Raw genomic sequence first — 15,059 nt, 5'->3', positions numbered from 1 at the left:
ATTACCTCGGATTACCGACATAGCTGTTCAATTCGAATTTTATAAAGCCAAAACCATCGCCTTCGATAGGTTGAAGTTGCTCACCCACATGATCCGTTATTCTATTCGGGACCACCTTGCCGGCTATCGAACTATTGGGAAGCCCGTTTACAAAACAATTCTTGAGACTGTTATCGATCAGTTCGAGACCCGACACCTTTAAAAAAGCATATTCGAAATCTTGTTTTCGTTGCACCCTTACCCCCTCTTGGACAAACGTATGGTCTACCCAAACCAGCTGCCGATCTTCATCGTAATAAGACACGAGCAACAGGGGTATGGTCACCTCCTGGATTCCCGAATTGTAAAGCTCGCCCGACACATGGTCTCCTTCAATGGTCAAAGACTGAAGGCCCAAGCCCTTGTACAGATCGGTATTGGCTATATTACCCGCACATTGCAGATTAAACCTGGTCGGTTGTTCCTCGAGTTCTATGGGTGTAAATTCGTCGGGGTCGAAGGTGGGCGGAATGGTGTCTTTGGTTTTCGACCAGGCTATCCCCTCAAAGTTGATCTTAAATGACGTGGTTTCCATGGGCATAAGCTTGTGCTTCATGTGGTACTTGGCATCGTAATTGGCCAACTCTTTGTTATCGTCGTTGTACAGGGTTGCCTTGATCACCACGTCGGCAGGCAGGTTGTCGACATTCTGCAATTCGCCTATTACCGCATACTGCCCCTTGTATCGGACGAGTTTGGCCGAGAGCACTTCCAGCAACGGTTGTTTCAATACATCTTCGTGATGGGTCTGTTGGGTGGTTATCCTTCTTCGGCCGTGGTTGTAAAACCGGGTGGCAGTATCGCTGAAAAGCTGGTCGGGAGGTATATCGGTATCGAGGTAGGAAGGCATAATAAACCAATCGCCCTCCCGTTTTACCAAATCGTGCAGGTAGGTCCGGTCGATTCTTTCGAGGGGGGTGATCCAATGGGTTTGCACTACCGCTTTGGCCCCGGTCGGGGTTCGGTCGGTGATCTCGATGGACAGGGCATCCAATTTGGCATAGGAACTCAATATGCCATCGGTAACCGATACCTCCAACATGTATTGGGCTATCGGCACTTCATTTTCCTTGTCAAGAAAGGAATGTGCGGTTTCAAACTCCTTAAAATCCAATGCATTGTAATAGGCCGTGATCACATTTTCAGGTGAGCGCCGACTTGCGTTGTTCAGGTAAAAGGTATACAAACCGAAGCCAAGGCAAAGCAAGACGACCAGGGCCCAAATGTGACTGACCACGATTACCGAACCGGGAAATTTCGCATAGGGCACCTTATACCTGAAATACTCGGCCAAGGGCATTTTTCTCGGTCTCAAGACCCTGAACCACAACAATTGTATGTTGATAAAAAAGGCAATCAAAACGGTCGTGATAGGAATTACGCCCCACATGATCTTCGACCACTTCGGCACATCGTCCTTTGGAAGGATGGCGGGCAGGGGCGGTACGTTCAATTTTTCCCATACCATAATACCGTTCTCCAGCTGCTGCAATCGCTGCCACCCACAGAAGTACAGCAGGGGGTCGTAAAACTTATCGTTGCTGAAAATGTACTTAAGGTTGTACTTCTCCGGTATGGTCAAAAACTGTTGTAGCGAACCGATTCCCTCTACGCCCCGAAACTTGGAATTTTCGAGCCGTTCGATGGCCCGGGTCGTCAACTCGGGCAACCTTCTGGCCGAATGGTAGTTGCCATCAACGGTCATGGCCTTGGTCTGGGCCGACAACCAGGCCATCTGGTCGCCAAAACCCAATGGGAGGTAGCGCCAATGGTCGTGCTGGTCTTGGTTCAAGAAATTCACGATGGGCAGCATATTGATCTTTTGGGGCTGCGAGGGTCGAAAATACCCCAAACTCATGGTAAAAACGACCATAAAGAGGATGCCCCCCGCCAAAAAACCGCCCAAAAGCCTATGGTAGACCGAGCCTATCCTTCTTTGGATCCCCTGTTTTATATCGCCCTCTACCATCCTATAGGCAAATTCGCCAAAAATAGGCAGGGCCATAATGGTCGCCCAAAGCGTAAACCGATCCAAGGTCAGAATATTAAATGCCGTTTCCCCCAAAAGCATAAGGGGTATTGGGGTCGTCCCCCCGGTTCCCAAAACGGTGAGCATGGTCATCGACAAACCGAAAAACAAATACCGTTTACTATAAAAGCGATAAAAGATATAGGGGATGACAAAGAGCAAAATACCCCATGGAATCATGAAAAAGACCAGCCCTGAAGAGGTTACTTCAAGAAAGTTGTCGCGCGAACCATGGGGAATGGGAACCTGGGTAATCGGATTTTTTTTTGAATTTATCCAATAAGGCAAAATACAGGTAACGATCAGTACCAAGGATAGAAGCCCAAAACTTACAATACGCCAGAACAATTGCCTGAACGACATCCAAAATACCTTAAAGTGCAAATCGCGGTATGAATCTACCTTGTCCCTCGAAACATCCATAACCGCCATACCGATCAGGGGAAATATAAAGAACACCATACCGAATATGGGGGTCACATGATGCGAGGTAACCATGACCGCAATCAGCGAAAGGCTGGTAAAGAGGTAGCGGCGCCTACCCAATTTCAGCCACAGGTAGATTTCGGTGAGACTGTGCATTAACACCGAAAGGGCCAAGATGCTGGGCAATTGTCCAAAAATATGCAGGGTTTCGATAAAGGTCGATGAAAAAACGGCCAGAATGGCCGTATAGCCGGCCACTTTTTTATCTCCCGTCATTAAGAGACCAAAGCGGTACGCCCCCGTCACAAAAAGCAAGATCGCCAAAAGACCGGCACTGAACAAACCAAACTTGAGGCCGCCGACAAAAGAGAGAAGACCGATCAACTGATGCACCAAGGGAGGATAGCCCTGTACCGTGAACCCCGTGTACCAGCGGTAATCCCAGGGTTCAAACCAGCTCGTGGCATAATGCTCGGCAAAAAAAAGATGGATCAATGCATCGTAGGTAGATTCCAAGGTAAAAAAGATACTGGACCCATGGAAAGCCAAGCCTATGAACAGGGCCGTCACCAACAATACATTAGTTTCTTTAATCATACAAAGAATGTAAGAAATAACAACAATAATTTTTTACTTTTATTGTTATGTAGTAGTAAAATCAGCTACTTACCATAAATTTTCTGAGCCCCAGTGGTATGATTTTCAACAGAGTAAGAAAAAAATAGACACTTAAAACACCACTAAACCCGGATTTATGAAAATTTTAGCCATTGATGACCAACAGCTCATACTCATGTCAGTCCAGAAGCGACTATCCGAACTGGGCTACGAGGTAGCTACCGCCAATTCGGGCGGGCAAGGCATCGAACTCTTTGATTCATTTGAACCCGACCTTGTTCTTGTAGACATCAACATGCCCAAAATGTCGGGCCTGAACGTTGTTCAACACATAAGGCAGGATGTGGGTATGAAAACTCCCATCATCGTCATGTCGGGCAATACCGACGAAAAAGTGATTGTCGACGGCTTTGACCTGGGCATCAACGACTATATGAAGAAACCCGTAAGTCTCGACGAAATGGCCGCTCGCATAAAGCGCATAGTAGGTGCTCCCGAATCGGTAGACTCCAAGGTCATGTCATCGAGTACACAAATGCTGCAGCAACATTGTGTGGGGGTTGTGATTCCCTGTTACAATGAGGAAGAACGTCTTTCGAGTGAAGCGTTCAAACAGTTCGCACATCAAAATCTCGGCTATCACCTTTGTTTTGTAAACGACGGAAGTACCGATAATACCCTAGGTGTACTTGAAGAACTCCGAAAAGAAAACGAAGGCAACATCAGTATTTACAACTGTGAAAAAAACGGAGGCAAGGCCGAAGCCGTTAGACTGGGGGTATTGCACATGGTACAAGACGAACAGTACGATTATATAGGTTACTTGGACGCCGACCTATCGACCGATTTCCGCGATTTTGACGATTTGGTAAAGACCCTCGAAAACTCGGACTTTAAAATAGTGAGCGGTTCGCGAATCAGTAGAATGGGGGCCCATATTACCAAGGAATCGGCCCGTAGGATAATCAGTATTACCATTAACATGATCATACAGAAAATACTGGGCATGCCCTTTAAGGATACCCAATGCGGTGCCAAGATCATGGATCGGGAAATTGTTGGGAACATGTTCTCCAAAAAATTTATAACCAAGTGGTTGTTCGATGTCGAGATATTTATGCGCATGCGCAAGTTCTATGGCAAGGAAGAAGCCAAACGCCTGATTTGCGAACAGCCCCTGAAACGCTGGATCCATGCCGACGGCTCCAAGCTCTCGATGAAAGATTCCGTCAAGATCGTGGGACAGTTGGCGCAAATCGCGTACAACTATCGATAAACACGGACCATCAAAGTGGCTTCGTTTACAATAACGCCAACCACTACCACCCATTCTTTTGACCCGTTTGGCTTCCCTACCCCGATATTTCAAACTTTATTCTTTCATAGAAAATCTATTTTATAGATATTTGCAGCCCGTAATGAAAATTACGGGCCAAAAATAACCTGTTGGGCATAGGCCAAGAGGTACTGGCCACATGATGCGCACGTGGCGGAATTGGTAGACGCGCCAGCTTGAGGGGCTGGTGGCCATTAGGCCGTGGAAGTTCGAGTCTTCTCGTGCGCACCAAAGCCACCGTTGTTGAACAACGGTGGCTTTTTTTTGCTTCAGCATCAACATTTACTTCTATAGCGCTCTTTTTTTGACTACCTTTTTAGAAACCTGGAAACGGAACATGAAGTAGCTTTCAATTTTATTCGTAAATTTGTTTAACATTTTTATAAAAAAAATGAACAATATAAAAAAACGCTTTAGCATCAGGGATTTGGAAAACCTTTCGGGCATTAAGGCACATACCATTAGGATTTGGGAAAAAAGATACAACTTGTTGACCCCCGAACGGACCAGTACCAATATCAGGACCTACTCCCTTAGCAGCCTGCAAAAGCTGTTAAACATTACCCTGCTCTACAAAAGCGGCCATAAAATATCCAAGATCGCAAAAATCCCCGAACAGAACATTCCCTCGCTGGTCCAGAAAATCGTAACCCAAGACCGGGTCGACCACCACAGCATCAATTCATTTAAACTGGCCATGATGAATTTCGACCAGTCCCTGTTCATAAAAACCTATGACAAGCTTAGGCTCGAAAAATCGTTTGATGAGATTTTCAAGGAGGTTCTCATTCCCTTGTTGACCGAATTGGGGCTTTTGTGGCAAACCGATACGATCAGTCCGCCCCACGAGCACTTCATCACCAACCTCATCAAACAAAAAATAGTCATCAATACCGAAAAGCTGCAAGGCGAGGCCCCCACAAAGACCGACCGGGTCTTCGTGCCCTTTCTCCCCGACAACGAAATTCATGAAATAGGGCTCCTTTACCTCAACTACGAAATAGTCAAAAAGGGATACCGATCGATTTATCTGGGTCAGACCGTACCCTTGGAAAACCTGACCGAATTGCTGAACTACTTCGACAACATTCGATTTATCTCTTATTTTACCGTAGTACCATCTAAGGATTATATCAACAACTATATTGCCGATTTTGAGGAAATGGCCCGACCCTACCCCGAAACCGAATTATGGCTATTGGGACGGCAGACGGAGCATATCGATAAAACCCATCGACCCAAAATGGTCAAAACCTTTACTTCTATAGAAGAGGTAACGACATGTCTATAAGAAAGCGCGCACATGGCCAAAAACGTAATTGTAATAGGATCTGGGTTTTCGTCGTTATCGGCTTCTTGCTACTTGGCCAAAAACGGGTACAAGGTGACCGTTTACGAAAAAAACAAGACGATAGGTGGCAGGGCCGGCCAGTTGGTGAGAAGTGGGTATACCTTCGATATGGGTCCGAGTTGGTATTGGATGCCCGATATTTTCGAGAAATTTTTCAATTATTTCGGAAAATCGACCACCGACTACTATCAACTTGACCGATTGAACCCTGCCTACAAGGTTTTCTTCCAAGACGAAACGGTAAGCATATCGGATACCCTTGACAAAATTTGCCAGGAATTCGAGCGTATAGAGCCGGGAAGCGCCCCGCATTTGAGGAAATTCATTTCCAAGGCCGAAAAAAATTACGATATCGCCATAAACAAGGTGGTTTTGAAACCCGGTCTTTCCCCTTTCGAATTGGTAACGCCCGAAACGATCGTAAGGATCGACCAGTTTTTTAAATCCATCAGCGGCGAGGTGCGCAAAAAGTTCGACAACCCGAAGTTAGTGGCCATCTTGGAGTTTCCCGTACTCTTCTTGGGCGCCAAACCCGACAAGACCCCTTTGTTCTACAATTTCATGAATTTTGCCGATTTCGGACTGGGCACCTGGCACCCGAGGGGAGGCATGTACCAGATTATCATCGCCATGAAAAGTTTGGCCGAGGAGCTGGGCGTCAAGATCGTGACCAACAGCCCCATCGACAACATACTGGTCGAAAACAAGTCTGTGTCGGGCGTAATTACGAGGACCAAAACGCTAAAGGCCGATATCGTCATCAGCGGTGCCGATTACCACCACTCCGAAAGACTTTTAAAACCCCGGTTCAGGCAATACTCCGAAAAATATTGGAACAAAAAGGTCTTTGCCCCCTCGTCGCTGTTGTTTTATATAGGATTCGAAAAAAAACTGGACAACGTTGAGCACCACAACCTGTTTTTCGATGTTGACTTTAAAGACCATGCCGAAGCCATTTACGACCGCCCACAATGGCCCAAGGCCCCTTTGTTCTATGCCAATTTTCCTTCGGTAACCGATAGTTCCATGGCCCCTGAGGGGGGCGAGACCGGTTTTTTTCTCATACCGATTGCCCCGGGCCTCGAAGATACGCCCGAGCTAAGGGCCAAATATTTCAATATTATTATAAGCCGCTTCGAACAACTTACGAACCAGCGTGTTAGAAAATATATTAAATTTAAGGAATCGTTCTGTGTGGACGATTTCACCGAAAAATACAATTCGTACAAAGGGAATGCCTATGGATTGGCCAACACCCTTGCACAAACGGCCTTTTTACGGCCCAAACTTAAAAGTGCAAAAGTAAGGAACCTGTATTTTACAGGACAACTGACCGTGCCCGGTCCCGGAGTACCCCCGGCACTGATTTCAGGAAAACTCGTCTCCGACCTTATTATGAACAATCGTTAATACAAAACTATGAAGGCCCTATTCGACATCGTTTCCCATCAGTGCAGTAAGGCGGTCACACAAACGTACAGCACATCCTTTTCCTTGGCCACCAAAATGCTTTCCCCGGCCATTCGCTCGGATATTTACAATATTTACGGCTTTGTGCGTTTTGCCGATGAAATTGTGGATTCCTTCCACGACTATGACAAGGAAGTCCTACTCGACCGCTTCGAAATCGATCTAAAACGGGCCTTGGACGAAAGAATAAGCCTGAACCCGATCCTTAATGCCTTTCAGCACACCTATCACAAATACGGTATTCCGTACGACTTGGTGGCCTCGTTTATGAAGAGTATGCGAATGGACCTGCACAAGACCAATTACCTCACGCACGAAGAGTTCAAGGAATACATTTACGGTTCGGCCGATGTCGTAGGCCTTATGTGCCTAAAAGTATTCGTAAAGGGCGACGAAAGAAAGTACAACGACCTGAAGGTGTCCGCCATGGCCTTGGGGTCGGCATTTCAAAAAGTCAACTTTTTAAGGGACCTACGAATGGATCTCGAGGAACTCGACCGAAGCTATTTTCCGAATACGGACTTTACCGAACTCGACGAAAGCACCAAGACCAACATCGTAAACGAGATCAAGGCCGATTTTTCATTGGGTTACTCGGGTATCGTCAGATTGCCGCCCGAGGCCAAATTCGGCGTCTATACGGCATATCGGTATTACTATAGGCTGTTGAAAAAATTACAGAACACGCCCTCGCTCGAAATAAGAAAGGTACGCATTCGCGTACCCGACTACGAAAAATTCGGCTTGCTCGCCGAATCGTACCTCAACTATAAATTGAATTTGGTGTAGTATGGAAACGGCCCTGTGGATATTGCTTTTTTTGGCTACTTTTTGCTTCATGGAGTTTATGGCCTGGTTTACCCATAAATACATTATGCACGGTTTTTTATGGAGCTTGCACAAAGACCACCACCATAAGGACCACGACTCTTGGTTCGAGCGCAACGATGCCTTTTTCGTTTTTTATGCAGTGGTAAGCATGTCGCTGTTCTACCTCGGTGCCGAGACGTCCTTTTGGTACGGTTGGCCCCTTGGATTTGGCATCCTAGCCTATGGTATCGCTTACTTTTTGGTCCACGACATCTTTATACACCAACGTTTCAAACTATTGAGGAACGCCAATAACTGGTACGCCCGGGGCGTACGACGGGCACACAAAATGCACCATAAGCATCTGGGCAAAAAAGATGGGGAATGTTTCGGAATGCTCTTGGTACCCTTCAAGTATTTTAAAAGAAGCTAAGGTCTTTTATTCCCGAAGCAAGCTATCGAACAAGGCGGTCACCTTATCGTTGTACCAGTCTTTGGTCTTTAGGGATTTCACCACAACATGACCCGATTTATCTATGATATACGTGCCCGATGGGTCGGGGATCTCAAGGGGCGAAGGCGCTCCGACGATTCTGTAGGTAATGGGCATAGAGTACTTGTTTTTTTCCAAGAACTCCTCTACCGGCGCCCTTTCCTCGTTGGTAACGATATAAAAATCCACCTCTTGTCCATATTCGTCGTAGAGCTCCTGGATATCCTTTAACTCCGCCGAACTGGGCAGGTGCCAGGAAGCCCAAAAGTGGACCAAAACCACTTTGCCCCGCGACCTATCAAAATTGAAATAGTTCCAATTGGCATCCTTTAACCGCCAATCGTAATCGGTGATTTGCTGTCGGTCCGCACTGTCGACCACTTCGGGTGCCGGGGCGAACATGCGGGTCAACGCAACTTTCGACCAGTATCCTACGGGGGTCACAAAAAAAGAAAGGACAAAGGCAATGAGAACAAGGGTATAGACAGTTTTCCTTTTCATATAGATCAATGGGTATGGACAAAACTAAAAAACTCTCGCCGAGTAGCGAGAGTTTTTATGGTATAATTCGATCGGCATTCTTATGCCGCGTTTTCCCTTTTGATAACATTTAGGGCAGAACCTTCCTTGAACCAGCCGATCTGGGCATCGTTGTAGGTATGGTTTGCCTTGATGGTATCCTTACTACCGTCGGCATGTACCACTTCAATGGTCAATGGCACATCGGGCGCAAAATTGGCGATATCGACAAAGTTGAAGGTATCGTCCTCCTGGATCAGGTCGTAATCGCTTTCGTTGGCAAAGGTCAATGCCAACATACCTTGCTTCTTAAGGTTGGTTTCATGGATACGCGCAAAGGATTTGACCAAAACCGCGGCAACGCCCAAATGTCTGGGCTGCATGGCCGCATGCTCCCTAGAGGAACCTTCACCGTAATTGTGGTCGCCCACAACGATGGTCTTTATACCTTTGGCCTTGTACTCCCTTTGTACGTCGGGTACCCCACCATACTCACCGGTAAGCTGGTTTTTGATAAAGTTCGTTTTCTTGTTAAAGGCATTTACCGCACCGATCAGGGTATTGTTGGCGATATTGTCCAAGTGTCCGCGGAAACGCAACCATGGGCCGGCCATGGAGATATGGTCCGTAGTACATTTTCCGAATGCCTTGATAAGGAGTTTGACCCCTTGCATCTCCTCCGGCTGTATGGGCTCGAACGGCGTCAACAGCTGCAACCGTTCCGATTCGGGAGAAACTTTTACCTCAACTCCAGAACCGTCCTCTATCGGCTCCAGATATCCCGCATCCTCGACCTCAAAACCTTTGATAGGCAATTCGATACCCATGGGCTCGTCCAATTTCACCTCTTCCCCGTCTTCGTTGATCAGGGTATCGTTCATCGGGTCGAAATCCAATTTACCCGAGATAGCGATGGCAGCTACCATTTCGGGAGAACCGACAAAGGCATGCGTATTGGGGTTACCATCGGCCCGCTTGGAGAAGTTGCGGTTAAAGGAGTGTACGATCGTATTTTTCTCGTCGCCTTTCAAATCGCTACGGTCCCATTGGCCGATACATGGCCCACAGGCATTGGTAAATACCGTCGCGCCCAAATCTTCAAAGATCTGTAGCAATCCGTCCCTTTCGGCCGTATATCGGATCTGCTCCGAGCCCGGGTTGATCCCGAAATCGGACTTCGGTTTAATTTTTTTGGTAATGGCCTGCTTGGCGATGGAGGCGGCGCGGGTCAGATCTTCATAGGAAGAGTTGGTACAAGAACCTATCAAGCCCCAATCGACATTGATCGGCCAACCGTTTTCCCTGGCCTTGACACCCAGTTCACCGACAGGGGTCGCCAAATCGGGAGTGAACGGACCGTTCAAGTGGGGTTTCAATTCATCCAGATTAATTTCGATCACCTGGTCGAAATACTGTTCGGGATTGGCGTATACCTCGTCGTCTGCGGTGAGGTACTCCCTTATTTTGTTGGCCTCATCGGCAACCTCGTTTCTATCGGTAGCCCTCAAATAGCGCTCCATCGAATCGTCGTACCCAAAGGTAGAGGTCGTTGCCCCTACTTCGGCACCCATATTGCAAATGGTTCCTTTTCCTGTACAAGAAAGGTTTTTGGCCCCTTCGCCGAAGTACTCTATAATTGCACCGGTACCTCCTTTAACGGTAAGAATCCCCGCAACTTTCAAGATGACGTCCTTGGCCGATGTCCACCCCGAAATATTTCCGGTCAACTTAACACCGATCAGTTTGGGGAATTTCAGTTCCCAGGCCATACCGGCCATCACATCAACGGCGTCGGCCCCACCAACACCGATAGCGACCATTCCAAGACCCCCGGCGTTTACCGTGTGCGAATCCGTTCCGATCATCATCCCGCCAGGGAAGGCATAATTTTCCAAGACCACTTGGTGAATGATACCCGCACCCGGTTTCCAGAAGCCGATACCATATTTATTGGAAACGGACTCCAAGAAGTCAAAAACCTCGGCACTGGTGCTATTAGCGGCCTTCAAATCCTTGACAGCCCCGCTTTTGGCCTGGATCAAGTGATCGCAGTGCACGGTTGTAGGTACCGCAACCTTCTTTTTTCCGGCCTGCATAAACTGCAAAAGGGCCATTTGCGCCGTGGCATCTTGACAAGCGATACGATCCGGAGCAAAGTCAACATAGTCTTTTCCTCTCTTAAATGCCGTGGTCGGGTTACCGTCCCATAAGTGGGAGTATAATATTTTCTCCGAAAGGGTAAGTGGTTTGCCAACTATCTCACGGGCCTTGTCAACACGCTCGGCCATATTGGCGTACACCCCTTTAATCATATCGATATCGAATGCCATTATTTATTATGTTTTAAGTTATTGTAATCCCGTAAAATTAATAAAATACAAGGGGCAAATAAAATTTTTGGGGCACGATTACGATGATTTTAGCGAAATTCAAATTTATTGTCTTTTCTGTGAGGATTTTTACTCCCAACCCAGCTTGTCATCGACAAGATTACATATTGCCGCAACGATTTTTGAAAGCCCAGAAAGGTGTATTGTCGCACGGCCTATGGCCTAGGCCCGCCAAATGGCCCTAACACAAAAAAGATGCAGGAAACCCGCGGATAGATCGGCCAAAGTACCCTGGGCCGCAGCCCCTAGGGGTCAAAGTAGTTTTGAAATAATTTCCTCCTCGGATATGCCCTCGGCCTCGGCCTTGTAGTTTTTAATGATCCTGTGTCTTAAAATACCCGTTGCCACGGCCTGCACGTCTTCGCTATCGGGCGAGTATTTGCCATTGATGGCGGCATGGGCCTTGGCTCCCAAGATCAGGTTCTGTGAGGCCCTCGGTCCGGCTCCCCAGTCGATGTACTGCTTTACGTAGTCGCTGGCCGTCCCCAGGTTGGGCCTTGTCGAATTGACCAAATTGACCGCATAGGCGATCACGTTGTCGGGTACCGGTATCCTTCGGACCAATTGTTGGACCGCAACGATTTCCCCTGCGTTGAACTGGGGTTCGACCGAAACGTGTTCATCGGTCGTGGTCGCCTTCACCACTTGTATTTCTTCGGCCACGGAAGGGTATTTCAGCTCAATGGCGAACATAAACCGATCCAATTGGGCTTCGGGAAGCGGGTAGGTACCTTCTTGTTCAATCGGGTTTTGGGTGGCCAGGACAAAATAGGGCAATCCCAATTTGTGCTGTTTCCCCGCTATGGTCACCGCCCGCTCCTGCATGGCCTCCAGCAGGGCCGCTTGGGTCTTGGGAGGTGTACGGTTAATTTCATCGGCCAGGATGATATTGGCAAATATCGGCCCCTTGATAAACTTAAAGTTGCGGTTTTGGTCCAATACCTCACTGCCCAAGATATCGCTGGGCATCAGGTCGGGGGTAAATTGAATTCGCTTAAAATCGAGTCCTAAGGTCTGGGCAATGGTATTTACCATCAGGGTTTTAGCCAGGCCCGGCACCCCGATCAGCAACGAGTGCCCCCCTGCGTATATGCTCAACAAAATTTGGTCGATGACCTCGTTCTGGCCTACAATGGTCTTCGCTATTTCTTGCTTTAGTGCTTTGTGCTTTTCTACGAGGTTATCAATGGCCGCTACATCTGACATGCATCTACTTTTTGATCCAGTTGTTCGCAAAATCGCAATCGTGGTTGGCCTCGTTAACGCTGATGTACGTCTCTTCGATATGTTCGTCCATCCACTTTTTAATGGCCTTGTACTGTTTGTCGGTCTTGGCCAATTGCTGTATTTTCAAGTAGTCTTTGGCGAAGTCGGCCACGTGCTCGTCGTACCTGTTGGTAACCATCAGAATTTTGTATTTGGGGCCACCTCCCCTTGGGTCCTGTTCCAAAATGGGATGGGAGATTTCACCGTCCTTCAGGTTTCGGACCTGATTGTATAGGGTCGGGTCCATTTTCGTCAACTCAAAGCGCGAGTCGAATGTGGTCGGGTTTCTCAACAGTCCCCCGTCGAACTTCGTTTCCTTTTCATCGGAAAAATTAAGAGCCGCTTGGGCAAAGGTATACTTGCCGTCGAGGATGTGCTTTCGGATCGTGTCCAATTCCGCCTTTGCGGCATCCAGGGCTTCTTGGGAAATTTCGGGCTGCATCAAAATATGGCGCAGATCCAACTCCTGGCCCCTGATCTTCTCGATGTAAATGATATGAAACCCGAATGGGGTCTCAAAAGGTTCCGATATTTCACCTTCCCTTAAGCTGAAGGCGACATCCTTAAAGGTCTTGTCAAAACCGGTATCCTTGGTAATACTGTAAAAACCACCCTTTGATTTCGAGCCCGGATCCTGGGAATACAAGATCGCCTTAACGCTGAAACTGGCATCGTTGTCCTCAACATCGGCCTTTATGGCGTTCAATTTATCGATGACCTTTTGTTTTTCCTCCTCGGTCGGCTTGGGCTCTTTTGTAATTTGGGCGATCTCCATTTCCGCCCCGAATACGGGACGTTCGTCTTCCGGAATCTTATTGAAGAACTGCCTTACTTCCTCAGGGGTAATCTCTATCTCTTCGATAATACTGCTCTGCATCTTTTCGGAGAGCATTCGCAGCTTGTTGATCTTATTGATATCCTCCCTTAGGCTGGCCTCGTCCTCCTTTTTGTAGAACTTCAACAATTTTTCCATGGAACCGATCTGCTGCACGAATCCTTGGATCTGCCTATCGGTGGTGGCGGCCACCTCATCGTCGGAAACGAGCAAACTGTCCTGCACCGCCTGATGGGCGTAGAGACGGTCTTCCATCAACTTGCCCAAAAGTCCGCAACGCGTAATATCGGCCGTAGAGACCCCTTGGCTCTTAAGGTCGATAAGGGTTTTGTCGATATCGGAATCCAGTATTACATAGTCACCGACCACGGCGGCTATGCCGTCCAACTTGATTCTTTTGAAGTTTCTTACGGTATCCTTTGGGACCTCGGCCACCATGTTATCGGCCACATCGTCCCCTGTCTGCGTTTCCTGCCTAGCTTCGCCCTCTTGTGCATGGACGGTCGCCAGACAACAAACGAACAAAAACAACCTAAGTACTTTATTCATTTTCAGCATAAATTTCGAATTCTTTCTTTTTGATGGCCTCATCGAGGACCTCGGTTTCCAGTTTTCGTAGAAAATCGAGCTTTCTTCGGTTCAGAAGCACTTGTTTGATGCGAGGCTCTATATATGAAAGTGGAGCTATTTCGTTCTCGTCCTTAACATCCACTATCTTGGCCAAATATACCCCGTTTGCATCCTCCAATTCAAAAAATTGTGATTTTTTTAGGTGTTTATCGGCATTTTCAAAACTCAGGGGCGGTATCTCTTCGATAACCCTCGAGGCACTCACCCAAAGGGAATCGTTAAAATTCAACTTTCTGAACTGAACGCCTATCGAATCGAGGTAAACCTTATCGTCGTCCTTAAAGCGCTTCAACCTTTCAGTAACTTCCTTTTTGTTCAAAAATTGTTTCGGAAGCTCGACAAATCGCAACTGAACCACTTTTTCCCTCAATTTAAAGTTCTCTTTTTCAGCCTCGTAGAACTGTTCCAATTGCGAAGCCGTTACGATGGTATCGCTCCCCTGGCGTACCAAGGCCTCCTTATAGGCCCTAGTGTACAGGTCGGCCCTGTAGTCCGACACCAAGGCGTCATATTCCTTGAGCTTCTCTTCGGGAAGGTTGATCTTTGCCTTTTCGAGCAACAACTGTTTTGAGGCCCAGTTGTTGATATAATTGGTAACGAAAGAGGCGCTGTCTTCTTTTGACATGCCCTTGGCCAACAGGCGGGCCACATCTTCGCGGTAGAGATAGTTTTCCCCGACACGTGCCAAAAACCGCGGCTCTTCTTTTTTAAAGATATCACCACAGCCCGACAGCCATACGAACAACAGGAGCATTGCCGCCCCACCTAAGCCGTATTGTCCCGAGAGTTTTAAAAATTTCATCCTGCAAAAATAGCAAAACCGCAGTGGCGCACAAAGGTATAGGCT

The 15,059-nt window shown here is 47.5% G+C and carries 11 protein-coding genes and 1 tRNA gene; 6 read left to right on the top strand and 6 right to left on the bottom strand.

Annotated elements, in window-relative coordinates; translation table 11 throughout:
• Position 1: 1 nt before the first annotated feature.
• Positions 2-3,091, bottom strand: coding sequence for a hypothetical protein (locus tag BUB37_RS11400; protein ID WP_072993627.1), 3,090 nt, complete (start codon positions 3,089-3,091; stop codon positions 2-4).
• Positions 3,092-3,248: 157 nt separating this feature from the next.
• On the opposite strand from BUB37_RS11400, the gene BUB37_RS11395 reads away from it, so the two are divergent.
• The 6 genes from BUB37_RS11395 to BUB37_RS11370 all read left to right on the top strand — a co-directional run bounded on the left by BUB37_RS11395 (position 3,249) and on the right by BUB37_RS11370 (position 8,512).
• Positions 3,249-4,388, top strand: coding sequence for a response regulator (locus tag BUB37_RS11395; protein ID WP_072993624.1), 1,140 nt, complete (start codon positions 3,249-3,251; stop codon positions 4,386-4,388).
• A 204-nt stretch (positions 4,389-4,592) separates the two neighbouring features.
• Positions 4,593-4,679: transfer RNA gene (locus BUB37_RS11390), tRNA-Leu, on the top strand.
• Between the two features lie 160 nt (positions 4,680-4,839).
• Positions 4,840-5,739, top strand: a complete 900-nt coding sequence (locus tag BUB37_RS11385) for a MerR family transcriptional regulator (protein WP_072994029.1) — start codon at positions 4,840-4,842, stop codon at positions 5,737-5,739.
• A gap of 12 nt (positions 5,740-5,751) precedes the next feature.
• Positions 5,752-7,209: a phytoene desaturase family protein gene (locus BUB37_RS11380; RefSeq protein WP_072993622.1), complete on the top strand. Its 1,458-nt coding sequence runs from the start codon at positions 5,752-5,754 to the stop codon at positions 7,207-7,209.
• 9 nt (positions 7,210-7,218) lie between these two features.
• Entirely contained in the window at positions 7,219-8,058 is an 840-nt protein-coding gene (locus tag BUB37_RS11375; RefSeq protein ID WP_072993619.1) for a phytoene/squalene synthase family protein, read from the top strand.
• Position 8,059: 1 nt separating this feature from the next.
• Entirely contained in the window at positions 8,060-8,512 is a 453-nt protein-coding gene (locus BUB37_RS11370) for a sterol desaturase family protein (protein WP_072993616.1), read from the top strand.
• A 6-nt stretch (positions 8,513-8,518) separates the two neighbouring features.
• On the opposite strand, the gene BUB37_RS11365 is transcribed toward BUB37_RS11370, so the two are convergent.
• From BUB37_RS11365 to BUB37_RS11345, 5 genes are all read right to left on the bottom strand, one after another.
• Positions 8,519-9,073: a TlpA family protein disulfide reductase gene (locus tag BUB37_RS11365; protein ID WP_072993613.1), complete on the bottom strand. Its 555-nt coding sequence runs from the start codon at positions 9,071-9,073 to the stop codon at positions 8,519-8,521.
• 80 nt (positions 9,074-9,153) lie between these two features.
• Entirely contained in the window at positions 9,154-11,421 is a 2,268-nt protein-coding gene (locus tag BUB37_RS11360) for an aconitate hydratase (protein WP_072993610.1), read from the bottom strand.
• 312 nt (positions 11,422-11,733) lie between these two features.
• Complete coding sequence (locus tag BUB37_RS11355) at positions 11,734-12,687, bottom strand: AAA family ATPase (RefSeq protein WP_072993608.1); 954 nt, start codon at positions 12,685-12,687, stop codon at positions 11,734-11,736.
• 4 nt (positions 12,688-12,691) lie between these two features.
• Complete coding sequence (locus tag BUB37_RS11350) at positions 12,692-14,131, bottom strand: peptidylprolyl isomerase (protein ID WP_094766696.1); 1,440 nt, start codon at positions 14,129-14,131, stop codon at positions 12,692-12,694.
• Positions 14,124-15,014: a peptidylprolyl isomerase gene (locus BUB37_RS11345; RefSeq protein WP_072993606.1), complete on the bottom strand. Its 891-nt coding sequence runs from the start codon at positions 15,012-15,014 to the stop codon at positions 14,124-14,126. Before BUB37_RS11345 ends, BUB37_RS11350 begins: the two co-directional genes overlap by 8 nt.
• Positions 15,015-15,059: the final 45 nt, after the last annotated feature.

Source organism: Pseudozobellia thermophila (genome assembly GCF_900141855.1).
Classification (GTDB): domain Bacteria; phylum Bacteroidota; class Bacteroidia; order Flavobacteriales; family Flavobacteriaceae; genus Pseudozobellia; species Pseudozobellia thermophila.
Note: the sequence above shows the minus strand (reverse complement) of the source record. Positions and strands in the feature narration are given on the sequence as shown.

Excerpts from the sequence above, each read along its gene's own strand:
- BUB37_RS11365 (WP_072993613.1), bottom strand. The coding sequence starts at position 9,073 with ATGAAAAGGAAAACTGTCTATACCCTTGTTCTCATTGCCTTTGTCCTT.
- BUB37_RS11370 (WP_072993616.1), top strand. The coding sequence starts at position 8,060 with ATGGAAACGGCCCTGTGGATATTGCTTTTTTTGGCTACTTTTTGCTTC.
- BUB37_RS11350 (WP_094766696.1), bottom strand. The coding sequence starts at position 14,131 with ATGAATAAAGTACTTAGGTTGTTTTTGTTCGTTTGTTGTCTGGCGACC.
- BUB37_RS11380 (WP_072993622.1), top strand. The coding sequence starts at position 5,752 with ATGGCCAAAAACGTAATTGTAATAGGATCTGGGTTTTCGTCGTTATCG.
- BUB37_RS11355 (WP_072993608.1), bottom strand. The coding sequence starts at position 12,687 with ATGTCAGATGTAGCGGCCATTGATAACCTCGTAGAAAAGCACAAAGCA.
- BUB37_RS11360 (WP_072993610.1), bottom strand. The coding sequence starts at position 11,421 with ATGGCATTCGATATCGATATGATTAAAGGGGTGTACGCCAATATGGCC.
- BUB37_RS11395 (WP_072993624.1), top strand. The coding sequence starts at position 3,249 with ATGAAAATTTTAGCCATTGATGACCAACAGCTCATACTCATGTCAGTC.
- BUB37_RS11400 (WP_072993627.1), bottom strand. The coding sequence starts at position 3,091 with ATGATTAAAGAAACTAATGTATTGTTGGTGACGGCCCTGTTCATAGGC.
- BUB37_RS11375 (WP_072993619.1), top strand. The coding sequence starts at position 7,219 with ATGAAGGCCCTATTCGACATCGTTTCCCATCAGTGCAGTAAGGCGGTC.
- BUB37_RS11345 (WP_072993606.1), bottom strand. The coding sequence starts at position 15,014 with ATGAAATTTTTAAAACTCTCGGGACAATACGGCTTAGGTGGGGCGGCA.
- BUB37_RS11385 (WP_072994029.1), top strand. The coding sequence starts at position 4,840 with ATGAACAATATAAAAAAACGCTTTAGCATCAGGGATTTGGAAAACCTT.